This window comes from Streptomyces sp. NPDC005863, assembly GCF_042871345.1.
Taxonomy (GTDB): Bacteria; Actinomycetota; Actinomycetes; order Streptomycetales; family Streptomycetaceae; genus Streptomyces.
This window is the reverse complement of sequence record NZ_JBIAII010000007.1, coordinates 1-22,860: the sequence shown is the minus strand read 5'-3', so window position 1 is coordinate 22,860 and position 22,860 is coordinate 1. Positions and strand designations below refer to the sequence as shown.

Annotated in this window: 20 protein-coding genes; 10 read left to right on the top strand and 10 right to left on the bottom strand. The window is 73.1% G+C overall.

All coding sequences use genetic code 11. The features are described 5' to 3' along the window. Positions 1-159: 159 nt before the first annotated feature. The 3 genes from ACFYO9_RS23895 to ACFYO9_RS23885 are packed head-to-tail and all read left to right on the top strand — an operon-like array spanning position 160 to position 3,379. Positions 160-1,272, top strand: a complete 1,113-nt coding sequence (locus tag ACFYO9_RS23895) for a VOC family protein (RefSeq protein WP_358779004.1) — start codon at positions 160-162, stop codon at positions 1,270-1,272. Positions 1,273-1,329: 57 nt separating this feature from the next. Beyond that, positions 1,330-2,340, top strand: coding sequence for a ketoacyl-ACP synthase III family protein (locus ACFYO9_RS23890; protein WP_358779003.1), 1,011 nt, complete (start codon positions 1,330-1,332; stop codon positions 2,338-2,340). Positions 2,341-2,371: 31 nt separating this feature from the next. After that, positions 2,372-3,379 (top strand): transaldolase family protein, encoded by a 1,008-nt coding sequence (locus ACFYO9_RS23885; protein ID WP_358779002.1) that lies wholly within the window; start codon positions 2,372-2,374, stop codon positions 3,377-3,379. Positions 3,380-3,599: 220 nt separating this feature from the next. Here the strand turns inward: ACFYO9_RS23885 and ACFYO9_RS23880 are convergent, their stop codons facing one another. Continuing rightward, complete coding sequence (locus tag ACFYO9_RS23880) at positions 3,600-4,859, bottom strand: ion channel protein (RefSeq protein WP_358779019.1); 1,260 nt, start codon at positions 4,857-4,859, stop codon at positions 3,600-3,602. A gap of 32 nt (positions 4,860-4,891) precedes the next feature. After that, positions 4,892-5,368 carry a hypothetical protein gene (locus tag ACFYO9_RS23875; protein ID WP_388666544.1) on the bottom strand — a complete coding sequence of 159 codons (477 nt, stop codon included), beginning with the start codon at positions 5,366-5,368 and terminating at the stop codon, positions 4,892-4,894. 133 nt (positions 5,369-5,501) lie between these two features. Here ACFYO9_RS23875 and ACFYO9_RS23870 point away from each other — a divergent pair, with 133 nt between their 5' ends. Next, a complete protein-coding gene (locus tag ACFYO9_RS23870) occupies positions 5,502-6,371 on the top strand; it encodes a helix-turn-helix transcriptional regulator (protein ID WP_358779018.1) in 870 nt (289 codons plus the stop codon). Beyond that, positions 6,310-6,681: a DUF397 domain-containing protein gene (locus tag ACFYO9_RS23865; RefSeq protein WP_358779001.1), complete on the top strand. Its 372-nt coding sequence runs from the start codon at positions 6,310-6,312 to the stop codon at positions 6,679-6,681. The genes ACFYO9_RS23870 and ACFYO9_RS23865 overlap by 62 nt, the downstream gene beginning before the upstream one ends. Here the strand turns inward: ACFYO9_RS23865 and ACFYO9_RS23860 are convergent. The 4 genes from ACFYO9_RS23860 to ACFYO9_RS23845 form a co-directional block, all read right to left on the bottom strand. Beyond that, entirely contained in the window at positions 6,647-7,594 is a 948-nt protein-coding gene (locus tag ACFYO9_RS23860; protein ID WP_358779017.1) for an SGNH/GDSL hydrolase family protein, read from the bottom strand. The two genes, ACFYO9_RS23865 and ACFYO9_RS23860, sit on opposite strands and share 35 nt — an antisense overlap. A gap of 119 nt (positions 7,595-7,713) precedes the next feature. Further along, the gene (locus ACFYO9_RS23855) at positions 7,714-8,952 is read right to left on the bottom strand and encodes an abortive phage infection protein (protein ID WP_358779000.1); all 1,239 of its coding nucleotides are present in this window, start codon (positions 8,950-8,952) and stop codon (positions 7,714-7,716) included. A gap of 169 nt (positions 8,953-9,121) precedes the next feature. Next, positions 9,122-9,718 carry a GNAT family N-acetyltransferase gene (locus ACFYO9_RS23850; RefSeq protein ID WP_358778999.1) on the bottom strand — a complete coding sequence of 199 codons (597 nt, stop codon included), beginning with the start codon at positions 9,716-9,718 and terminating at the stop codon, positions 9,122-9,124. Continuing rightward, entirely contained in the window at positions 9,718-10,404 is a 687-nt protein-coding gene (locus ACFYO9_RS23845; protein WP_358778998.1) for a TetR/AcrR family transcriptional regulator C-terminal domain-containing protein, read from the bottom strand. The genes ACFYO9_RS23850 and ACFYO9_RS23845 overlap by 1 nt, the downstream gene beginning before the upstream one ends. Before the next feature lie 107 nt (positions 10,405-10,511). Between ACFYO9_RS23845 and ACFYO9_RS23840 the strand changes: the two genes are divergently transcribed. Further along, positions 10,512-11,327: a hypothetical protein gene (locus ACFYO9_RS23840; protein ID WP_358778997.1), complete on the top strand. Its 816-nt coding sequence runs from the start codon at positions 10,512-10,514 to the stop codon at positions 11,325-11,327. Between the two features lie 35 nt (positions 11,328-11,362). Here the strand turns inward: ACFYO9_RS23840 and ACFYO9_RS23835 are convergent, their stop codons facing one another. Beyond that, positions 11,363-11,728 (bottom strand): PH domain-containing protein, encoded by a 366-nt coding sequence (locus ACFYO9_RS23835; RefSeq protein WP_355812567.1) that lies wholly within the window; start codon positions 11,726-11,728, stop codon positions 11,363-11,365. A gap of 241 nt (positions 11,729-11,969) precedes the next feature. On the opposite strand from ACFYO9_RS23835, the gene ACFYO9_RS23830 reads away from it, so the two are divergent. Further along, positions 11,970-13,337: an FG-GAP and VCBS repeat-containing protein gene (locus ACFYO9_RS23830; RefSeq protein ID WP_355812569.1), complete on the top strand. Its 1,368-nt coding sequence runs from the start codon at positions 11,970-11,972 to the stop codon at positions 13,335-13,337. 26 nt (positions 13,338-13,363) lie between these two features. Here the strand turns inward: ACFYO9_RS23830 and ACFYO9_RS23825 are convergent, their stop codons facing one another. Together ACFYO9_RS23825 and ACFYO9_RS23820 are read right to left on the bottom strand one after the other, a co-directional pair. Then, positions 13,364-14,155, bottom strand: coding sequence for a DUF1838 family protein (locus ACFYO9_RS23825; protein ID WP_355812572.1), 792 nt, complete (start codon positions 14,153-14,155; stop codon positions 13,364-13,366). A gap of 87 nt (positions 14,156-14,242) precedes the next feature. Then, the gene (locus ACFYO9_RS23820) at positions 14,243-15,385 is read right to left on the bottom strand and encodes a hypothetical protein (protein ID WP_358778996.1); all 1,143 of its coding nucleotides are present in this window, start codon (positions 15,383-15,385) and stop codon (positions 14,243-14,245) included. Between the two features lie 238 nt (positions 15,386-15,623). Here ACFYO9_RS23820 and ACFYO9_RS23815 point away from each other — a divergent pair, with 238 nt between their 5' ends. Next, positions 15,624-15,800, top strand: a complete 177-nt coding sequence (locus ACFYO9_RS23815; RefSeq protein WP_355812576.1) for a hypothetical protein — start codon at positions 15,624-15,626, stop codon at positions 15,798-15,800. Positions 15,801-15,917: 117 nt separating this feature from the next. Here ACFYO9_RS23815 and ACFYO9_RS23810 read toward each other — a convergent pair whose 3' ends face one another. Then, the gene (locus ACFYO9_RS23810; RefSeq protein ID WP_358778995.1) at positions 15,918-20,426 is read right to left on the bottom strand and encodes a BTAD domain-containing putative transcriptional regulator; all 4,509 of its coding nucleotides are present in this window, start codon (positions 20,424-20,426) and stop codon (positions 15,918-15,920) included. A gap of 495 nt (positions 20,427-20,921) precedes the next feature. On the opposite strand from ACFYO9_RS23810, the gene ACFYO9_RS23805 reads away from it, so the two are divergent. Beyond that, positions 20,922-22,346, top strand: coding sequence for an MFS transporter (locus ACFYO9_RS23805; RefSeq protein ID WP_358778994.1), 1,425 nt, complete (start codon positions 20,922-20,924; stop codon positions 22,344-22,346). A 103-nt stretch (positions 22,347-22,449) separates the two neighbouring features. After that, positions 22,450-22,689, top strand: coding sequence for a hypothetical protein (locus tag ACFYO9_RS23800; protein ID WP_358778993.1), 240 nt, complete (start codon positions 22,450-22,452; stop codon positions 22,687-22,689). The last annotated feature ends 171 nt before the right edge of the window (positions 22,690-22,860 follow it).

Genomic DNA, 22,860 nt, shown 5'->3' with positions numbered 1-22,860 from the left:
GGGGCTCGGCCCGCCGGGACCGGACCCGCGCGGCCCCCGGCGCGGCCGGGCCCCGGCAACCGGGGACGGGCCCGGCCCCGGACCGCCACACCCCCTCCCGCCTGAGCCGGGCCCCTCCCGCCCGAGCCCCACCCCACCCCGCGAACCTGGAGCAGAGTGATGTCATCCACCGCCCCGACGGCGCCCCCGGCCACCAGCACCACCGCCGCCCCCGCCATCCCCACCGCCCGCAACGTCGACCACTACGCCTACACCGTCGCGGACCTCGACGTCGCCGTGGACTTCTGCACCACGGTGCTCGGCGCGGACGTGCTCTACCGGCTCGGTCCCGTCGAGGAGCCCGACAGCGACTGGATGGCGCGCCAGCTCGACGTCCACCCGCGTGCGAGCGCGCACATCGCGATGCTGCGGCTCGGCCCGGACGCCAACCTGGAGCTGTTCCAGTACACCGCGCCCGAACAGCAGCTCCGGGCAACGGGGTTCACCGACGTCGGCGGCCACCACATCGGCATCCACGTACGCGACCTGGACGCGGCACTCGCCAAGGCCGCCCGCTCCCCGCACGTCCGCGTCCTGGGCGAACCCCGCGCCGACGCGGGCGGCCCGACGGCCGGCAACCGGTGGATCCACCTCCTCACCAACTGGGGCATGCGGATCGAACTGCGCCAGCTCGCCGCCGAGTTGCCCTACGAGCGGGACACCGAAGCACGCGTCTACCGCCCCGACGGGGAGTGGGAGCGCGGCCTGCCCGGCGCCCTCGGCATCGGCCACGTCGGCTACTCGGTGGCCGACCTCGACGAGGCCGTCGCCTTCTTCACCGGACCGATGGGCGGCGAACTCGCCTACCGCACGGCCGAGTCCGTGGACGCCGCGACGGCGCGGAGCCAGTACGCGGTGGACGGGCCTTTCCGCAAGGAGACCGCGGCGATCCGGCTCGGCCCGGTCACCACGGTCGAGCTCAGCGCCTTCGAGGCCGAGGGCCGCCGCACCGAGCGCCCGCGCAACAGCGACGTGGGCGGCCACCACCTCGCGTTCTTCGTCGACGACGTCGCCCGCGCCGCCGCCTGGCTCGACCGCACGGAAGGGGCCGAGGTGCTCGGCGACCCGCAGCTGATCGAGGACGGCGGCCCGATCGACGGCGACCGCTGGGTGTACTTCCGCGGCGTGGGCGGCTTCCAGCTGGAGGTGCTCAACATGCCGCCCGGCATGCCGTACGAGCGGTACACGGCGGCCCGCAGGTTCGGGCCGAGCCCGCGCTGGACCAACCGCTGACCGGCACCACCGGCACCACCGGCAAGGAATGGCAAGGAATCAGGAAGGGGTGGGGGAGTGCGCTGGGACGACATCTACGTGGCGAGCGCGGCCGCCGAGTTCGGGGAACTGCAGACGGGCCGGGAGGCGGTGGCCGCGGGCCTGCTGCCCGCCGAGGAGATCGAGCGGAGCGCCCAGCGCTCCGTGTCGGTGAGCACCGGGCGCAGCGGGCCCGAACTCGCCGTCGCCGCGGGCCGAACGGCGCTCGCCGCGAGCGGCCGGGACGCGCGGGACGTGGGGCTGCTGATCCACGCCGACTGCTGGTACCAGGGCCTGGAGTTCTGGAACACGGCGGCGTACGTCCAGGACCAGGTGCTCGGCCACGGCGACTGCGTGGCGTACGAGCTGCGCCAGATGTCCAACGGCGGGATGAGCGCCCTGGAGAACGCGGCGGCGCGCCTCACGGCGATCCCCGCCACGGGGGCCGCCCTGGTCACCACGGGCGACCGGTTCGCCGACCCGGCCTTCCCGCGCTGGAGCACCGACCGGGGCCTCGCGTTCGGCGACGCGGGCACGGCCGTCGTCCTGACCCGCACGCCGGGCCCGCTGCGCCTCGTCGCCACGTCGTCCTTCTCGCAGCCGATGCTGGAGGGGCTGCACCGGGGCGACGAGCCGTTCCTGACGAGCGGGAGCCAGGCGGGCCCGCTCGATCTGGTGGCGCGCAAGAAGGGGTTCCTGCGCGGGCGCTCCCAGGACGAGATCACGACGCGCAACGAGACGGGCATGATGTCCGCCGTCAAGAACTGCCTCGCGGAGGCGGGCGGCGACATCCACGACATGGCGGCCGTCGTCGTGCCCTTCTTCGGCGCCCGGCTCTCCCGGCTGCAGTGCCTGGCCCCGCTCGGCATCGAGCCCGAGGTGACGTTGCAGGAACTCGGCCTGACGGTAGGCCACTTGGGCGCGGGCGACCAGGCGGCCGGAGTGGCCAGACTCCTGGCGGACGACACGCTCCGCAGCGGCGACAGGGTGCTGCTCGTCGGGGTGGGGGCGGGTTTCAGCTGGACCTGCGCGGTCCTGGAGAGGAGCTGATGGTGTGGGTTACGAGTACGGGGAGGCAGCGGTGAATCACGCCTGGAAGCGATTGCGGGCGGAGGGCGTCGACGTATGGATCGACGTCTCGGCGACCCCCGGGGGCGCCGCGCGCGAGGTCCGGCGCGCGCTCGCGCAGGGCGTGCCGGCGGGGGCCCGTGTGGGCACGGCGTCTGTGGACGAGATCAGACAGGCGTGTGACCAGCTGCTCCCGCTGCACCGCGCGAGCGGGGGAGCGAAGGGAGTGGTCTCGGCCCCCCTCCAGGAAGGGACAACGCCAGGAACCGAAACCGTTGCCGCCTCCTGGGCTGCGAGGGCCCGCAGGCTGCGGGACGAGGTCGCGCGCCCCAACCTGGTCGTGCGTCTCCCCGCGGGGGCGGCCGACGTGGCGACGCTGCGGGCCCTGTTCGCGCTGGGTACCGCCGTGGAGGTGTCGGGGGTGCGTTCGCCGCGCCAGTACGGGCAGGTGGCGACGGCGCTGCTGGCGGCCCTGGACCGGCCGCACGTCGCTCCGGCCCGCACGCCGTCCCTGATCTCCTTCGACGTCGCCGCGCTGGAGCGGCACGTCGACGCCCGACTCGACCTCATCGGCTCGGACGAGGCGAAGGCGCTGCGGGGCCGGGCCGGTCTGGCGTGCGCGCGCTTGGCGCACCGTACGCACGAGATGACGTTCTCCTCGGCGCGTTGGGGAGCGTTGGCGGCCGCCGGTGTCCCTGAGCCGAAGCCGCTGTGGGTGACGGCCGGCACCACACCGGCCCGCGCGGCGCACGCCGTGCAGGAGCTGGTGACGCGGGGCACGGCGACGTCGATGACACCGGCGGCGGCGCGGGTCCTGGCGGAGTCCGGCACGGTGAGCGGCGACCGGGTATGGCGCCACTACGCCGACGCGGAGCGAACGCTGGCGTACCTGGCCTGGTTCGACATCCTGGTGGAGCCCCTGGCCAACCAAACAACCCCCGCCCCCCGAACGAAGACACCTCCCCGCAAGACCTCCCCCCTCTCACCCACCCCCTCGCACCGCCACCTGACCCCAGCCTGACGAGAGACGACACCCGCGCCCCGTAGGGGGCGCGGGGAACGCTTTAGGGGCGCGGGGAACGGCGCGAGCAACCACAAGACACCCGGCAGCCGACAACGAGCCCCTTAAGGGGCGCGGGGAACGGCGCGAGCAACCACAACACCACCCGCAGCCAACAACGAGCCCGTTAAGGGGCGCGGGGAACGGCGCGAGCAACCACAACGAAACCCGCCGCCAGACATCAATCCCCGCCCCGGAGGGGGGCCAGGTTCAAGCTCCCCCGCCCCGTAACCACCAGCCACGCCGGCAACGCCGCAACACACAGCACCGGCAACAACGCCAGGTCACTCACCACCACCGCCGCCGTGAAGAGGCTCAACCACCCCTGCCGCGTCGTGGCGAGCAGCACCCCCAGCACCGCACAAGTGATCGCAAGAGAAACCGGCACCGCCCCCACCACCGCGTGCGCGAACATCCCGAGCGCCACCCCCACGAACACCGCGGGAAAGATCCGCCCGCCCCGGAACCCGCACGTCCCCGCGACGACCAGCGCCGCCAGCTTGACCACCGCCAACAGCAACAAATTCCCCGCCCCGTGCTCGTCCGCGTGCTCGGTCAACTCCTTCATCTCGTCCAGGCCCTTGAACAGCGTCAGATGCCCCCCGAGCGCTCCCAACGCCCCCAGCACGAGCCCACCCACCCCCACCATGAGGACCGGGTGCCCGAGCTGCCGAAACGCCCGATGGAAGAACGGAAACGCGTACACCGCGCCCAGCGCCACCACCGCCGCCCCCGTACTGATCACCACCGCCGACACGACGTCGATCAGCCGCGCCCCCGGATAGGGCGGCACGTCGATGCGGAACGTCGGATGCGCGACGAGCACCGTCGTCAGCGCCCCCGCCCCCGCCGCCACCAGCGGCGCGAACAGCCGGTCCCACAAGGGCCGCGGATCGTCGCCCATGCTGACCTCGGAGAGGATGAGCGCCGCCGCGACGGGCGTACCGAAGAGCGCGCCCACCGTTCCCGCCGCCGCGAGCGACACCCACAGGACGGCGCTCGTACGGGGCATCGCCCGCATGCCGAGCGTGTACGCGAGGGCGATGTTGATGGCCGTGATCGGGTTCTCCGGACCGAGGCTCACCCCGCCCGCGAGGCCGATCACCACGGCCAGCGCGAGACCCGGCAACACCCGTACCGGCAACGGTGGATCGATGAGCCCCGTCGTCGCCGGGTCGGGCCCCGCGTGCCCCGGCACCGCCCACACCACGACCCCGACGACGACACCCACCACCGTGAGCGTGCCGAAGATCCACCCCGCCGACGTCCCGGACACCCCCAGCGCGTCCGGCAGCCGCTCCCACAACGTGATCTGGATCCGCTCGGCGACCCAGCTCAGCGCGAGCAGCAAAAGGCTCGCCCCGACCCCGACGAGCAGGGCCGGGACGATCAGCGGAACCAGCGCGCGGGCCTGCGGGGGCAGACTGGGCAGACTCCGCAGAGCTGCCCCCGCCCGCGCGCGTGCGGTCGCGCTCAGGGCCCTGCGATGTCGGAACGGTCGTTGCACAGCGCCCAGATGACGAAGACGCCGATGGCGATCGAGATGAGCGCCCACACCGGCGTGTACGGCAGCCACAGGAACTGCGCCACGATGGCGAGCGCCGCGAGCGCGACGCCGCTGCCCTTCGCCCAGCTCGCACCCTTGAGGATGCCCCAGCCCACGATGGCCACGAGGATGCCGAGGACGAGGTGGATCCAGCCCCACGTGGTGAGGTTGAACTTGTAGACGTAGTCGCCGATCCGCTCGTACACGTCGTCCTTGGCGATGCCCGCGATGCCCTCGAAGATGCCGAGGATGCCGTTCACCAGCATCAGCACACCGGCGAACATCGTCCCGCCGGCCGCCCAGGGGCTCTCGGCCTTCGTCCCGTGGTGGTGGTGCCGCTCGTGCCGCTCGTGCTGAGCGTGCTGACCGTGCTCCGGTGTGCCGGGTGCGCTCGCGCTGCTCATGGCCACCCCTCTTGTCTCGACGTCAGAGACTCCCAGCGTCCGGCGGGCCGTGTACGGGGGCGACCGGGGCGGGGCCGAACGGGTTACGTGATTCCGGTCACGCGGACGCGTTCGCTTGACTACGCTGAGCGACATGGTCAAACCGCGCGACCTCGATCCCACGGCGTCCCCCTTGGACTACTACGGCTCCGAACTGCGCCGCCTGCGTGAGGCGGCGAGCCTGAGCCAGGCGGAGTTGGGTTCGTGTGTCTTCGTGACGGCGTCCCTGGTCGGCCAGGTCGAAACGACGAAGAGGGTCCCGACGAGGGACTTCTCCGAACGGGTCGACGCGGCGCTGGGCACGGACGGCCATTTCTCGCGGCTCGCGGGGTTGGTGTTGCGGAGCCAGTTGCCGACGTGGTTCCAGGCGTACGCGGAGATGGAGGCGAGGGCGACCTATATCTCCACGTACCAGTGCCAGCTGGTGTACGGGTTGTTGCAGACGGAGCGGTACGCACGCGCGGTCCTGGGCGTCGAGCACCAGGAGCGTCTGGACGAACTGGTGGCAGCGCGCATGGAGCGCCAGCTGATCCTGCGGCGGGACGAACCCCCTGCCATGCTGGTCGTGCTCGACGAGGCAGTGCTGCACCGGGCCATTGGGGGCCGCGGCGTCATGCGCGAGCAGCTGACCCGGCTCTTGGAGTACCGCGACTGCCCATGGCTGCACCTCCAGGTGCTGCCGTTCTCGGTGGGGCAACATGCCGCAGTCATGGGGTCGTTCACCCTGCTGCGCTTCGACGGAGACCCTGACATCTTCTACGCCGAGAGTTACGACTCGGGCCACATGTCTGCCAACCCGCAAGTGATCAGGGAGCGTTCGCTCGGATACGCTCGCCTGCAAGGCGCGGCCCTCTCCCGGGAGGGTTCAGCCAAGCTGATCGCTCGCGTGATGGAGGAACGCTATGGGGACCGGACAGGACCTGACGGGCGCGCGTTGGCGCAAGTCGTCCTACAGCGGCAGTAGCGGTGGCGAATGCATCGAGTGCGCCCCCCTCAACGGCACGACGTGGCGTAAGTCGTCGTACAGCGGAAGCAGTGGCGGCGACTGCATCGAGTGCGCCCCCCTCAACGGCACGACGTGGCACAAGTCGTCCTACAGCGGCAACACCGGCGGCGACTGCATCGAGTACGCCCAAGCCCAGTGCAACGGAACTGTCGCGATCCGGGACAGCAAGAACCCCGAGGGCCCCACCTTCACCGTCAAGGCCGCCGCCTTCGGCCACTTCGTGGCGGCCACCGTCAGCGGAGATCTGCGCCGATCCTCTCCGCGATAGCCGAGGCCATCCGCCGGATGCCCGGCGAACGGACCGGGCAGGGGCGGGATTTGGCCGTGGTCGGCGCCAGACAGAAGTGCAGGTAGTCGTCGCCGCTCCGGTGCAGGGCCGCGCGGCCCGAGCCACAGTACGAGGGGTGCGCGCGCTCGTACGTCGTGCAGGGGAGCGTCTCGACCCACGTGTAGCGGGCGGACGCGGGGGCGACGGAACGCCCCGCGTCGGCGACGAGGTCGCCGGAGGCCTTGGCCTGCGCCTCGTAGAGGTCGTTGACGCCGCGTACGCGGTCGGGCGTGATGGGGTCGGGTCCTTGCAGCACCCACACGACACGTGGCCGCCCCCGGCCCCCCGCGGCGTGGATCTGCGCGGCCAGCCGCCGCGCATCCGCCGCGTACCGGTCGTAGTACCGCGCGCGCTGCTTGTCGTACGTGATGCCGTCCATGCAGGGCGTGTAGCCCCACGCGTTGCCCCAGAACTGGAGGACCACGTAGTCGGGTTGCTCCGCGCGGACGAGCGCGGCGGCCTTGTCCTTGTCGGGGACGAGGGAGTCCTCGCCGGTGCCGTCGAGGTAGTCGCAGAGGGTGGTGCCGGAGTAGGGCGCGCTGCGGTAACGGGCGCCGAGCCGGTCGCGGAGGTGGGCGCCGAGGACCTTCTGGTTCTCCATGGCGAGGGAGTCGCCGAGGTAGAGGACCTTGGGGCCGTCGGCGGACGGGTTTCGCGCGGCGCGCTGCCGGTTCGTGGCGGAGGGCGGCGGCGCGGAGGCGCGCGGCGAGGCGGAGTCCCCGTCCCGTACCGCCCCGGTCGGGGCCTCTGGCAGCGCCGCGGGCTTCCCGTCGCCGTCCCCGCCCCCGGGATCCCCGCACGCGCCGAGCAGCAGCACACCGGCCAGTACGCCCACGACCCACGGACTCCGGATCCGCTCCCGTACCCGCTCCCGTATGCGCATGCGGCAACTCCCGCCCCAGACAGCCGAAATGGCCCCCAGGCAAGCACACGGGCGGGTTGGACGGAAGACATCCGCCCGCCAAGTCGGCGTCAGGCCCGCGCGGCCCGCTCGAAGCGGCGGGCCAGCGCGCGGAAGGACTCCTTGGGCTCCCAGTGCCAGCCGGCCGCCGGGTCGTCGGGCCGCTTCCAGATCGTCTTGGTGAGGCTGTAACTCGCGAGGTCGAGGTCGTGGCGGGGGTCGTCCGGCCGGTGCGGGGCGTCCGGCGTGACGAACTGGTAGACGAGGGCGGCGTGCAGGTTCATGGACTCGAAGACGTCGAAGAGGTCCAGGAGATACGCGGCCTGGGCGCGCTCGCTGCGGCGCAGCCCAGGGGCGATCTCCGGGGGCTCCTTGGTGTAGTCGACGGCGTCGTGCCAGCCCATGCCGCCGTCGCGGGGCGCGTTCTCGTACGTACAGGAGCCGCACTCGGTGACCGCGACGGGCTTGCCCCACCGCCGATACGGCGTGAGCTCCTTGACGTGGGCGGCCCGACTGCGGTGGTAGCCGTAGTAGTTGACGCTGACGACGTCGAAGAGGGACCAGTCGACGTCGTCGTCCTGCGCGGCGCCGTAGGTGAGGGGCCCGTGGAAGACGGAGCGGCCGGTCCTGGCGGCGCGGGTGATGAAGTCGTGCAGCCGGCGCACCATCTTCTCGGGGTCGAAGTTGCCCTTGAGGAGGTTCTCGACGCGTTCCAGGGCGTTGTCGCCGGGCACGATCCCGGGGACGAACAGCACGAACTCCGCGCCGACGCTGAGGTGCACGTCCGCGCCCTGGCGCCGCAGCCGCTCGGCGTGCTGGCCGGTTTCCGCGATGTGGTCGAGGATGTCGCGGTGCGGGGCGTCGGCGAGGCGGGGCTGGAGCCAGACGCGCAGGCCGCGTTCGGCGGCCTCGGTCGCGGTGGCGGCGAGCCGGTGCACGCCGGTGCCGAAGACGGAGACGGTGTCGGCGTGCAGGTCGTGCCGGATGGCGCGGAGGTCTGCGCGCATGCGGGGGGCGGTCCAGCGGGTGTCGGGTGACTCGCCGTCGCCGACTTCGTAGCAGACGCCGCGGTGGGTGAGGCGGGGGTGGGGGCGGCCGGGGTGGGCGCGGCCTTGGTGCCGGGTGCCGGGCGCGGCGGCGGCTTCGGTGGCGCCGAGGCCGCCCAGTGCCCCGGCCGCACCGAGGCCTCCCACGGCGCCGGCGACCCCGAGGGCCCCCGCCAGGAACCGTCCCCTGCTGATGCCGCCGGCCTTGCCGATGCCGCCGGCCTTGCTGCTGTCGCCGACCTTGCTGGTGTCGTTGTGCCCCATGTCGCTGTCTCCCGCCCTGTGTGGCCCCGCGCCACGGCCCGTGCCGCCGCACGACGCCAGCATGGTGAGGGGAGGGGGACGGGTTCATCGTCCTTTGGTCGGCGGCCCGGGCCCGAGGGGCTGAACTCCCTTACTCGTAAGCCGACTTAGGTTGCGGTGGCCAGGGACATTAGGGGCTGGGCGGCACAGGACGCCGTAGCCGCCAGACCACGACGATTCCGCTCCCGGAGGGAGCCGCGGGCGCCGTCCCCGGTTCCCGCAGGACTTCGGTGAAGCCCAGCCTGCGGGGTATCGCGGCGCTGGAGGTGTTGGACAGGTCGTGCGTGATCTCCAGGTACTCCACGTCCGGCAGGGCGAACATCTCGGCGACCAGGGCAGCCGCCGCCCTGGTCGCCACGCCCCGGCCGGTGGCGGCGGGATGCAGCCAGTACCCCAGGCGGCGGCACCGGGGATCGGCCGGGCGGTAGGTCTGGCACATGCCGATGAGAGAGCCGGTTCCGGCTTCCGCTTCGGCGCCGGTTCCGGTTCCCGCTTCCGCTTCGGCGATGGCGTAGTTGTACACCTCGCCGCCGGCCCACTTCGCCTCGGACGCCGCGAGGAACCTGCGGGTGTTCTCCGCGCCGTGCCGGGCGACCCACGTCTCCCAGGGGCGCAGGTGGTCCAGCGACTCGTCGATCAACTTGAGGGCCGGAGCGAAGTCGCTCTGCCCCCGCCAGCGTCGCAGGACGAAGTCTCCGCAGTCGATGATCTGCCGTGGCCGCTCCATCACGCCATCCTGGCCGAGGACGCCGGCCCCTCCGACGGGAGCGTCCGGAACGCCGTACACAGGAGCCGTACGCTGCGCCGGAATTTCTCGTCCTGGCCGAGCCGGGGCATCTGCTCCATGACGAGGGGGAAACGGGCGCACAGGTCGGCGTAGACCTCGGCGGTGACGGGGGGTGGCGCGGCCCCCGGGGACTTGTCGTCCGCCGCGCCCCGCTCCTCCGGGCGCTCCTGGAGGACGAAGCCGGTGACGTGGCTGAGGAGGGTGTCGGCCGCGACGCCCGCGTCGTCGACGGGGACGCCCGCGCCGACGAAGGTCGCGAGGAGCCGCTCCATCAGGGAGAGGGCGCCCGTGCTGAGCGTGCCGGGGCTGTCGGCGAGGAGGAGGGCGCCGCCCGGGTGCCGCAGGAGGCTCCTGCGCAACTCGGTGGCCTGCGCCTCGATCCGGTCCTGCCAGGTCGCGTCGGGCGGAAGGGCGGCGAGGGCGGCGCCTGCGGCGTCGTACGCGTGCCGGCAGACGCGGTCGGCCATCAGCGCGAGCAGTTCGTCCTTGCCGCGTACGTGGTAGTAGAGGCTGCCCGCGTGCGCGCCGAGCCGGTCGGCCACCTGGCGCATGGAAAGCCCGTGGTACCCGGTCTCGGCGAACGTGGCCATGCCTGCGTCGACGATGCGCTCCTTGGTGAGCTTCATGCCTCCACCGTAACAGCGTTTCAAACACTGTTTGAAAACTGGCGCGGCGGTGCTAGCCTCGGCATCGACCGGTTTCGAACACTGTTGGAAAGGCTGGTTCGGGGGACATGGGCGGACTGTTGTTCAGCGTGACGACCGCGGCGTTGATGGTGCTGATGGCCAAGTGCGGGCAGGCACTGCTGGAGCCGTGGGCGGCGGCGGGTGGGGGCGCCGGAGCGGGTGCGCCGGGCCGGTCCGGTCTGGACGCGCTGCGGGCGGGGCCGTTCCCGTGGGCCGCGGCCGTCCTGGGCGGCCTCGCCGTGGCGGGTGTGCTCCTTCAGCTGAGCTGGTCGGGGGCGATGGAGGCGCTGGACGCCGATCCGTCCGAGAGCGGCTGGTGGCGGGTGTTCACGTCGGTCTTCATGCAGAACGGCGGGGTCGGGGGCGTGCTCTGGAACATCGCGACGCTCGCCGTCGTGGCCGCCCTTGCGCACTGGTACTGGGGCGGCGGCCTGACGCTGCTGTTCTTCCTGTCCGGCATCCTCCTGCCGGAGCGGATCGACGACCTGCTGGGCATCGGCGGCGGCACGAGCACGGATCCCCGCAATTTCGCGGGCAGTTCGGGCGCCACGTACTTCCTGGGCGCGACGCTGGCGGCGGCCCTGCTGCTCCGCACCTTCACGTCGTCGGAGGGTGACGTGAAGGGGGAGGGCGGCGCTGTGCCGGGCGGCTCCATGGCGGACCGGCTGCTCGCGGCGGCGGTCCCGGCCCTGGGCCTGGCGATGTGGTTCACCCAGGAGAACGGCCACGGCCTGGTGGCGGCGTACGGGTTCGCCCTGGGGGCCGGGGTGTGGGCGGTGTGGCGCAGGCGCGGGGAGTCGGGGACGCGGGCGGAGACTGCGGAGACTGCTGAGCGGCGTCCCCGGACCACGTCGGGCTGCTGAGCCCGCGAACCCCGGCCCCCCTGGGGTGCGGTGAGCTATCGGGCGACGAACTGGGTCAGGATCGCCTGGACCTCGTAGATGTCGACGCCCTTGGTGAAGGTCTTCTGCATCGGCGTCGGGTTGCTGGAGATCCAGATCTTCAGCTCGGCGTCGAGGTCGAAGTGCCCGGCGGTCTCCACCGCGAAGTGCGTGATGCTGCGGTAGGGGATCGAGTGGTACTCGACCTTCTTGCCGGTGATGCCCTGCTTGTCGACCATGATCAGCCGACGGTCGGTGAAGAGCATCGTGTCGCGTATCAGCGTGTACGCGGCGTGCACCTGCTCCCCGTGCCCGAGCAGACGCGCGTACTCGCCCTGCGCCTTCATCGGGTCGACGGTGTGCGCGTTTCCGAACAGTGCCATGACAGGCCCCCCTGTGATCGCCACCCCGAAGCCGTCCCGCACGACGGGTGCCCGCATGACGGGTGAGTGGGGTGATGTGGTGAAGTGCGGGATCTTGCCACTGTATCGGGGGCGGGCGGCCAAGGTCGAAGGCCTGTCCGAACAGCCCTGGGCGAGCGGCGCCCCGTACAACCCTTCGGCCCGACCATCGGTCTCCTGTGTCGCTCTCCTCCTCTCGACGCACAAGGAACCCCCGACACCCATGCGCAGCCTCACGACGGCCACACTGACCGCCCTCCTGGCGGCCGGCCTCACCCCGCTCGCCCTGCCGGCCACCGCGGCGAGCGCCGCACCCGCGAAGTACGGCGACGACTTCAACGGCGACGGCCACCGCGACTACGCGTACTCCAGCTTCAGCGCGAGAGGAGGCGGCGGCGTCACCGTGGTCTTCGGCACCGCCACCGGTCCCGGCTCCCGGCAGCAGCGCGTCACCCAGGGCAGCCCCGGCGTGCCCGGCGCCGACGAGGCCGACGACATGTTCGGCGAGATACGGACGGCTGCGGACTTCGACGGCGACGGATACGGCGACCTCGCGGTGGCGGCCACCGGCGAGAACGGCTCCCGCGGCGCCCACCAGGGCGCCGTGACGATCCTGTGGGGCTCCGCGTCCGGCCTGTCCAAGGGCACGGCCCTGCCGAACAAGAGTCCGGGCGCCCACCATTCCATGGGCAGTGACCTGGCGGCCGGCGACTTCAACGGGGACGGCAAGCAGGACCTGGCCGTGCTCAACGACGCCAAGGCCTACGTCTACCGCGGCCCGTTCAAGCGCTCCGGCACCACCGGCATGGTGACCGAGCTCGACAAGACGTCGTCCTTCTACGCGACGGCCCTGATCTCCGGCAAGGTCGACGGCGACAAGAAGACCGACCTCGTGATCATCGGCGACGTGGTGAGCTCCGAGAAGATCGCCTCCGACGCCTGGTTCATCAGGGGCGGCGCGAGCTCGCTCACCCCGGGCAAGACCCTGCGCCTGGAGTCCCAGGCGGGCAACGGCGGCAGCACGGAACGCGGCGGCGACGGCGTCATCGCCGACTTCGACAAGGACGGCTACGGCGACATCGCCGTCGGCACCTCCCTCTACTCGCGGCACAAGGGCCGCGTCAGCGTCTGGTACGGCGCGTCGGGCGGCCCGTCCCGCACCACCCGCCTCACCCAGTCGACGAGCGGCGTCGCCGGATCCCCGGAGGATTACGACGAGTTCGGCGACACGATCTCGGCGGGCGACGCCAACGGCGACGGGTACGCGGACCTCGCGGTCGGCGTGCGGGGTGAGGAGATCGACGGCAAGGAGTACGCGGGCGGCGTGCACGTCTTCAAGGGGCGGGCGGGGGGCCTGTCCGGCACGGGGTCGCAGTGGTTCGCCCGCAACACCGCAGGTGTACCGGGCCCGTTGACGGCCGACGACCAGTTCGGCGGCCTGGTGCGGCTGCGCGACACGGACGGCGACGGAACGGCCGACCTGTATGTGAGCGCCCTCGATCCGCTCCGGCTGCCCGGCTCGCCGGGCGGAATCACCACGGTGGGCGCGACGGGGTACGACGCCGTGCCGGTCGACGGCTTCCTGGAGTAGTCCTCGGACAACGCGTGCCGGATCGCCTAGCGGGGCGGGTGGAGCTTGCGGAAGTACGTCCAGCTCGTCTCGTTCGGCTCGGTCCACTTCTCCGGGGCGTGCGCGAACTTGGGGTGGTGGTCGGCGACGTAGGCGCGGGTGCGGGCGGGCACCTCCTCGTACGAGCCGAGCTTGCGGCCCCGGCAGTGGTACGTGAGCCCGCCGGGCCGCTGCCCGCGCTCCATCCACGGCAGCCAGGGGGACATCCGCGTCCACGACATGGTGGCCGGCACGCTCGGCGCCGGCCCGGCCAGGTCGTCCCGGCCGACGAAGAACTGGAAGAGCTCAAGCGCCTTGTACGTGTCCCCCGCGGAGTTGAGCGGGTACTGGGCGACGGGCAGCGGGGACGGGTAGGCGAGCGGGATCTCCAGGCTGAGGCAGACCTGGTCCCCGAGGTCGGTGGCCGGGACGGGGAAGGGGCGCCACCGCTGGTTGGCCGGGTCGTTCCACACGTGGACGACGGGCAGCCCCTGCCACTCCTCCAGGATCTCGCCGCTGACGGGATCGAGGTAGAAGGCGGCCTCGCGGCTGAGGAGCCGGTACGCGTCGGGCCCGTCCTCGGCGTCCTTGACGAGCCGCGAGACGTTGAGCCCCTCGAACCCGAAGAGCCGCGTGTAGGGCTCGTCGGGCGCCCATGAGTAGACGCTCCCGGACCACCAGTAGGTGACTTCGGCACCGTCGAGCGAGGCCCGGGTCCGGGCGAGGTCGCGGAGGGATGCGGCGGGGGTCTGTGGCGTGGGGGTCTGCGGGGCGGCCGGTTCCGGTATGGGTGAGGTCATGCGGAGTACTTTGCGGGATGTGCGGGCCCGGGGGGCGGAGAACGGGTCACTTCAGTAGCTTCAGTAGCTGCAATGGCTTCAATGGCTTCAGTAACGGCCCAACGCGCCCGGAACCAGGTTGGTCCCGCACCGGGGACAGTCCGCGCTCCGCATCTTGATCGGATGGACGAGCAGCGCGCACACGGGACAGATGTAGGCGTTGACGTCGGAGGGGCGCCGGCCCCGGGGCGCGTCCAGGAGGACGTCACCGTCGCTGCTCCGGACACAGAGGCTGCCGCAGCCGTCGCAGGACCAGGACTCGGCGAAGGTCGTGGACAGGGTCCGGCACACGGGGCACCCCGACTGCGACTCCTCGGGCGTCCAGGGCCGTTCGTCGGTCGCCGGGACGGTCATCTGGACGGTCACCGGCGCGCTCCCCGGCGCGGTCACCGGTTCGGCGGGGGTGAACTGCAGGACCGCGTAACCACTTCCGTCGACGAGCGACCTCGGCATGGCCGTGCGGCGGCCCCCCGGCTCCAGGGCCACGCTCGGCATGTCCGGCAGAAGTGTTATGCCCTTCGAGATGCCGAGCCGTTCTTCGAGCCACTGGTAGAGGACGGCGCCCACCTGGGCCATCACCACGGCCGGGTCGGCGCGCTCCTGGGCCTGTTCGGTCACGAAGACCATGGTGTTGGCCAGCACGCTCGCGATGGCCTTCCGCGAGGGTGCCTCCTCCCCGCTGCCGCGGGCGTCCTGGGGCGGGGCGAGAGAGGGGGCGGGTGCGGCGGCGGGCAGGTCGACGGCGGGTACGCCGGTACGGGTACGGAGGGTCCGTCGGGCGGGAGCGGCTCGCTGCTCGGCGACCTTGACGTGACGCCAGCGTTTGCGCCACGCGTCCAGTAACTCGGCCCGGTCGCCGCCCAGTTGGCGTACGAGCTCGATGGTGAAGTCGAGCTTGGGGAGCCGGCGCCCCTGGAACACCTCGGTGAGCGAGGAGGCGGGCAGGGGACAGCGCCCGGCGGCCTTCGCGCCTTTGGTGAGGTCGGAACGGGGCGGGGCCCCGCAGTCGATGTGCAGCAGCACGAGGGCTTCGGCGAAGTCACGGAGGGCCCGGTCGTGGGCGGCGATCAGCTCGGCGGCGCGGGGTGGTTCGGTGGGGCGGGGTGGCTCGGTGCTGCGGGGCGGCTCGGCGGTGTGGGGTGGCTCGGCCGACGTGACCGTCTCCGTCTGCTCTGACGCGTGGTCGGGCAAAGCCGTGTCCTCTCCCCTGAGTGAGAAAAGCGTAGGGGCCTCTCGTCGAACATTTCCGCCGTTCGGCGAAGTTCCTCGAACTTCGGCGACAGCAGGCCGATTTCGGCCTTTGACCTGCCGGATTCGGAATCGTGCGGGTCCGGACCGATTCCTGGCCGCAGGGCACGCGTCAGCGATGTGCTGGATCAACAACTGGAAGAGGAAGAGGAACGAAGAGGCACAGGGAGAGGGAGAGGCCGTGAACGAGAAGAAGAAGAGCGAGCCGCCGACGTGGCAGCTGAGCCTCGGGCGCCAGGGACTGCGGGTGGACGCGGGCAGACACCTGAGGCTGTCGATGTCACTGACGCTGATCGGCTGGCTCACCAGTACGAGTGGTTTCGTGGGGGCGATCTCGCACTGGCACCTGATGATGTGACGGACGAGCGGACGAGCGGACGAGCGGACGAGCGGACGAGCGGACGAGCGGACGAACGGGTGGGCGACCGGGCGGACGACGAGCCTCAGCGCCGTCGTCCGTCATTGCGGACCAGATTCATTGCAGGCCACCAGGGTCCAGCTGCGCGCCCCGCCGGAAAGCGTCCGCGTAGGCGGTGGGGCCCAGGGCCGCGCTGGCTGCCGCGGCGATACGGTCGACGTCACCGCGTTCGGCGGGCGGAAGGGGCGCGCCCACGCTGCGACGGGCGGCGTCGGCGGAGCCGAGGAGGAGGGCGGCACGTTCCGCGTCGCCGGACACGGCGGCCGCGCCTGCCAGGCCCTCCAGGGAGAGGGCGACGGCGCGCGGCTCGGCGAGTACGTGAGCGGTCGCGAGGCCGAGCCGGTGGTGTGCCTCGGCGGCGGAGGCGTCGCCGCGGAGCTCGGCGATGAAGCCCATCTCGGCGTGGCGCAGGTGGTCGCCGGCCGACGAGGACACGTCGGCGTGGCGGTCGCGGATGCGGAGCAGATGGTCCTCGGCGGTGTTGAGTTCGCCGGCGCGGCGGGCGCCGAGGGCGAGGCCCATCTCGGCGTGGACCTCGCCGTAGCGGTAGCCCTGCTCGACGGCGCGGCGCCGGGCCTGTTCGTGGAGGTCGCGGGCGCGCTCCCAGTCGTGGGTGAGCAGGGCGAGGCGCCCGAGCCCGGACAGCCGCGCCGCGACCTCCGCGTGCAGGCCCAACTCGTGGGCGATGGCCAGCCCTTCCTCCTGCCGGCGCGCGGCCTCCTCGTACTCACCTTTGATCTCGGCGAGCGCGGCGAGCGGCGCGACGGTCTGCAACGCGCCCCATCGGTCGCCGAGTTCGGCGAAGAGGGCGTCGGCGCGGCGTCCGTCACGGCCGATGGTGTCGAGATCGCCGCGGAGCAACGCGTGCATGGCGCGCAAGGCGAGCCCGGCGGCGAGGGTCCACCGGTCGCCCCCGGCACGGGCAAGCTCGACGGCCCGCGAGGTGACCTCTTCGCTGCCCCGCGGATCCCCGGCACTGAAGAGCCCGTAGGCGGTGAGCCAGAGGGAACGGGGGCGGAGGGCGGGTGCGGGTGCGGGGGGCGTGGTGGGGGGTGTGGGTCGCTCACCGGTGAGGAGGGCGAACGCGTCGCGGAGGGCGAGGAGTTCGTGGGTGTCGGGGGTGGGGGCCACCGCGTCGGTAGCCGGCTCGCCTGGGACGGGGGCGTTTGCTGGCGTGCCGCCAGGAGCAGTGTGGCGTGGCACCATGCCGTCCGGCGTACGCCCCGTTGCCGTCTCCCGAGGGCCCGCGGCGCCCTCCGCGGCCGCCCCGTCGACGCGGTGTGTGGCGGCTGTCGCGGTCGAGGGTGCCGCCTCCGTGACCGTGACCGTGACCGTCGAGGGTGTCGCCTGCGTTGCTGTCACCGTCGGGGGTGTCGCCTCCGTGGCCGTGGCGGTCGGGGGTGTGGCCTTCGCGGCTGTCGCGGTCGAGGGCATCGCCTCCGCCGCCGTCACCGCCGAGGGTGTCGCTCCCGCGGCCGTTGCCGTTGAGGGTGTCGCCTCCGCTGCTGTCACCGTCGGGGGTGTCGCCTGCGTGGCTGTCACCGTCGAGGGTGTCGCCTGCGTGGCTGTCACGGTCGGGGGTGTCGCCCCTGTGGCCGTTGCCGTGGAGGGTGCGGCCTCCGTGGCTGTCGCGGTCGAGGGTGTCGCCTCCGTCGCCGTCACCGTCGAGGACGTCACCTCCGTGGCTGTCGCCGTCGAAGGTGTTGCCCCCGTGGCCGTCGCCGTCGAGGGTGTCGCCCCCGCCGCCGTCACCGCCGAGGGTGTCGCCTGCGGGGCTGTCACCGCCGAAGGTGTCACCCCCGCGGCCGTCACCGCTGCGGATGACGTCACCGAGTGTGTCCCCGCCGCGGACGACGGCACCGACCCTGTCCCCGCCGCGGACGACGGCACCGCGACGGACGTCACCGTCGCCGCCACCGCCGAGAGGGAGCGGCGCGCCTCCGTCAGGTGGCCGCGGAGCAGCCACCACCAGGTCAGCGCCGTTGCCAGCCGCGCCGCCTCCCCCGGCGCGGGGGCGCGTACCGCCTCGTCCAATGCCCCGCGCAGGTTCGCCGCATCGGCGTCCAGGCGGCGGAGCCACACCGACTGGCCCCCGTCCCGCAGCCGCGGCTCGGCCCGCTCGGCGAGGTCCAGGTAGTGGCGCAGGTGCCGTCGACGTACGTCGTCGAGGTCCCCCGCCTCCCGCAACCGCTCCATCGCGTACGCGGCCACGGACTCCAGGAGCCGGTAGCGCGGCGCCGTCCCCGCCGGTCCCGGCGCCATGACCACCAGGGAACGGTCCACGAGGCGCGTGACCAGGTCGAGGACCTCCTCGCCCTCCACCCCGTCCCCCGCGCACACCGCCTCCGCCGCCTCCAACGTGCAGCCGTCCCGGTGCACCGCCAGCCGCCGCAGCACGATCCGCTCGGGCGCGGTGAGCAGTTCCCAGCTCCAGTCGATCATCGCCCGCAGCGTCTGCTGTCGGGCCGGGGCGCCGCGCCGCCCGGCGGAGGACAGCAGCCGGAACCGGTCGCCGATGCGGTCCGCCAACTCCCGTACGCCCAACGCCCGTACGCGCGTCGCGGCGAGTTCCAGGGCGAGCGGAATGCCGTCGAGGCGCCGGCAGATCTCCGCGACGGCCGCCTCGTCCGCCGCGTCGCCGACCCTGAATTTGGGCGCCGCGGCGGCCGCGCGCGCCGTGAACAGGGCGACGGCGTCGGCGTCGTGCAGCGGCTCCACCAGGAACACGGCCTCGCCGGTGAGGCCCAGCGGCTCCTGGCTGGTGGCCAGCACGCGGAGGCCGGGGGCGGCCCGCAGCAGCGTGTCCGTGAGCTCGGCGGCCTGTTCGACGACCTGCTCGCAGTTGTCGAGGACCAGGAGCATGCGACGGTCGCGCAGGGTCGCGGCGAGACGGTCGGGGGTGGAGGGGGCCGGGGTGGGCGCGGGGTCGGGCCCCGGTACGGCGGAGGCGGGGGCGGGGACCGGGCCGGTGTCGTCCCGCAACCCGAGCGCCGTGGTGACGGCCTGAGCGAGGTCGGCCACGCCGCTCTCGCCCCGCCGCCCGGCGAGTTCGACGAGCCAGACGCCGTCGGGGTACGGGTGTCCGAGGCCGGTCTGCGGTGGGCCTCCTGCCCCGGTGTGCGGTGCCGGTCCTCCTGCCTCGGTCTGCGCCGGGGTTCCCGCCTCGGTCGGTCGTGCCGGGCCTCCTGCCCCGGTCTGCGGCGCCGGGGTTCCTGCCCCGGTCTGCGGCCCCGGGGATGTCGACCCGACGTGCCCCGCCGGGCATTCCGCCTTGGCGCCGTTGAGGTACGGGCGTTCCGCGCCGGTCTGGGGCGGGCCTCCTGCCCCGGTCTGCGGCGCCGGGCCTCCTGCCCCGGTCTGCGCCGGGGTTCCCGCCTCGGCCTGCCGCGCCGGGGACCCCGCTCCGGTCGGTCGTGCCGGGGACCCCGCTCCGGTCGGTCGTGCCGGGGATCCCACCCCGGCCTGCCGCACCGGGGACCCCGCCCCGGTCTGCCCCGCCGGGAACCCCGCCCCGGCCTGCCGCGCCGCCGCCTCCAACGCGAGGCGCGTCTTGCCTACCCCGCCGGGGCCCGTGAGCGTCACGAGCCGTGCGGTGCCGAGCAGCCCCTCGACCTCCGTGACTGCGGCCTCGCGGCCCACCAAATCGGTGAGTTGGGCGGGGAGGTTGGTACGGGGTGGGGGCGCGGTCGTGGTCGACGTACCCGGGGTGCTCGGCGTACGGAGGGTGCTCGGTGTGTGGGGGGTCCACGGCGTGCCGGCCACCCCACCCGCGGGCGCCAAGCGTGGCGTGCCCGAGGCCAGTTCGGGGTCCTGTCGCAGAATCGCCCCGTACAACGCCGCCAACTCCGGCCCCGGATCCAGCCCCAGCTCATCCGCCAACCGCCCCCGCAACTCCGCGTACGAGGCCAGCGCCTCGCTCTGCCGACCCGCCAGGTACAGGGCCCGCAATTGCACGGCCCGCAGCCGTTCGCGCAGCGGATGCCGCGCGACCAGGTCTGCGAGCTCGCCCGTGAGCAACGTGTGGTCCCCGGCGGCCAGCCGCGCTTCCGCCTGCTCCTCCAGTACGGCCAGCCGCTGCTCCTCAAGACGGTCCGCCGCTCCCCGTACGAATGCCTCGTCGGCGAGGTCGGCGTAGGCGGGCCCGCGCCACAACCCAAGGGCTCGGGTGAGGAGTTGAGCCCTCAGGGCCGGGTCGCCCTCGGCCCGCGCGGCGTCGGCCAGGGCGCGGAACCGGTCCGCGTCCACCTCGTCGCCGACCACCTCATCGCCCGCCAACTCAGCACCCGCTGCCGCGTCGATCCGGAGCCGGTAGCCCGGCGCCTGGTGCACCACGCGGTCCCGGCCGAGGACGCGCCGCAGCTGGGAGACCTTGGCCTGCAGGGCGTTGGCCGGGTTGCCCGGGGGCGCGTCGCCCCACAGGTCGTCGATGAGCCGGTCGGCGGAGACCGGGCGCCCCTCGTGCACGAGGAGGTCGGCGAGCAGCGCCCTGACCTTCGTCTCGGGAACCCTGACCGGTTCCCCCTCGCCGTCCCACACCGCCAGTGGCCCCAGCACCCCGAACCGCATGCGGATCACGGTACACACCGCTGGGGGAGTTGCTCGCGGGTGAGCGCCGGGTGGGCGCCGGGCGACGTCAGCGGACCGTCAGCGTTCCCGAAGCGCCGGAGCGCAGAGTCCTCCGTACGGAGAGCGCTCGCCCGGAGGGGGTGTGGCACGGAGGCGGGTGGCCCGAGGGCCTCGGCCTGGGCATCGCGAAGCGGCAGGCCGGGGGCGGTGCTGAGGCCCCGAGTCACCGGAGGCCCGGAGTCGGACCTGGCGGGGGCGCCCGCGGAAGTGGGGTTCCTGCGCGCGTAGTCCCCGTAGTCCCCGTAGTCCGCGTAGTCCGTGCCGACTTGGCGGGTCCGTGCGCGGAGGCCCTCGATGTGCCGCCCCCCACTGGCGCGGACGCCCCCGATGTGCCGCCCCCCTCAGGCGCGGACGCCACCACCCCGTACCCCCTACCTCCTGAGCACCCGCCCCGAGGCCCCGTCCCCTCCCCACCGAAAGAAGGACACGACCGCCATGCGCACCACAGAGACCACGCCCGGGCCCGAGGCCGGGCCCGAGGCCGGGTCCGAGGCCGGGTCCGAGGCCGGGTCCGAGGCCGGGTCCGAGGCCGGGCTCAAGGCCGGACCGGAGCTCCAGCCCGAGGCCAAGGCCGAATCCGAGCTCCAGCCCGAGGCCAAGGCCGGGCCCAAGCTCCCCCTCCCCGCCCTTCTCGCCCTGGCCACCGCCGTGTTCATCACCAGCCTGACCGAGACGCTCCCCGCGGGCCTGCTCCCCGCGATGAGCGCCGACCTCGGCGTCAGCGAGTCGGCGACCGGGCAGACGGTCACCGTCTACGCGATCGGCACCGCCCTCACCGCGATACCGCTGACCGCGGCCACCGCCGGCTGGCGCCGCAAGCGGCTGCTCCTCGCGGCGATGGCGGGCTTCGCCGTCGCCAACACCGTGACGGCGGTCTCGGGGAGCTATCCCCTGACGATGGCGGCCCGTTTCGTCGCCGGTGTCGCCGCGGGCCTCGCCTGGGCCCTGCTCGCCGGGTACGCACGGCGCCTGGCACCCGCCCACCTCCAGGGCAAGGCGATCGCCGTCGCGATGGCGGGCATCCCGGTCGCGCTGTCCCTGGGCGTGCCGGCCGGCACGTTCCTCGGCAAGGTGCTCAGCTGGCAGATCGCGTTCCTGGTCATGACCGGCCTCACCGCGGGGCTGCTCGCCTGGATCGTGGCGCTCGTCCCGGACTACCCGGGGCAGGAGCCGGGCGGCACGAAGCCCCCGGTGCTGCGAGTCCTGCGGGTGCCCGGCGTGACCCCGGTCCTCTTCGTCACCCTGGTCTTCGTCCTGGCGCACACCGTCCTCTACACGTACATCGCGACGTTCCTCGACGAACTCGGCATGGGCGGTTCGACCGACCTCGTCCTGCTCGTCTTCGGCGCGGCGTCGCTGATCGGCATCTGGGTCGTGGGCGCGCTGATCCACCGCAGGCTGCGGGCGCTGACGCTCACGAGCGTGCTCCTGGTCGGCGGGGCGGCGGCCCTGCTGGCGGCCTTCGCCGACACCCCGGCGCTCGTGTACGTCGCCGTGGTCCTGTGGGGTCTGGGCTGGGGCGGCGCCCCGACCCTCCTCCAGACGGCGGCGGGCGAGGCGGGCGCGGCGGGGGAGACGGGTGTGACGGGCCCCTCGGGGACGACGGAGGCTTCGGGGACGACGGAGACGTCGGGGGCAGCGGAGACTTCGGGGCCGACAGGCGTGGCCGACGCCGCGCAGGCCATGCTCGTCACCCTCTGGAACGTCGCCATGGCGGGCGGCGGCGTCTTCGGCGGCGTCCTGCTGGGCCTGGCCGGTACGACGTCCTTCCCCTGGACGATCCTGCTGCTCCTGCTCCCGGTGCTGCTGGTGGTGACGGCGGCGAGGCGTCACGGCTTCCCCACGAGGAACCGCGCCTGACGCGACGGCGAGGAACCAAGCCCGACGGAATCCCCTCCTCCAGGGAAAGGCCGATCACATCAACCCACCAGGGCCCGTGGGACGGAAAGGGGGGGGCGGACCAATGATGACCGTTCTGCTCACCATCGTGGCCGTACTCGCCGCCGCGGGCCTCGCCGCGACGATCTGGGCCTCGCGGGGCGGCGCCCCGCGCTGGGTCCGCGGCATCGCGAAGGCGACGATCGCCACGGCGGACGTCGCCGCGTCCATGAACAGGGCGAACCGCCGCCGCAACAGCCGTTACACGAGCGGCAGTTACAGCGGTGACCCCGGAGGGGGCGACGGCGGCGGCAGCGGCAGCTAGCCAGCGCTGGCTGGGGAGCGCTGCTGGGCAGCGGTGGCTGGAGAGCGCTGGCTGGGCAGCGGTGGCTGGGAGGCGGCAGCTAGGACCTGTCCGGCCGATCATGTTCGAAGCCAGATGACGATCGCTGCGGCGGTCACGGTGCCGAGGTAGACGTAGCCGCGCTTGTCGTAG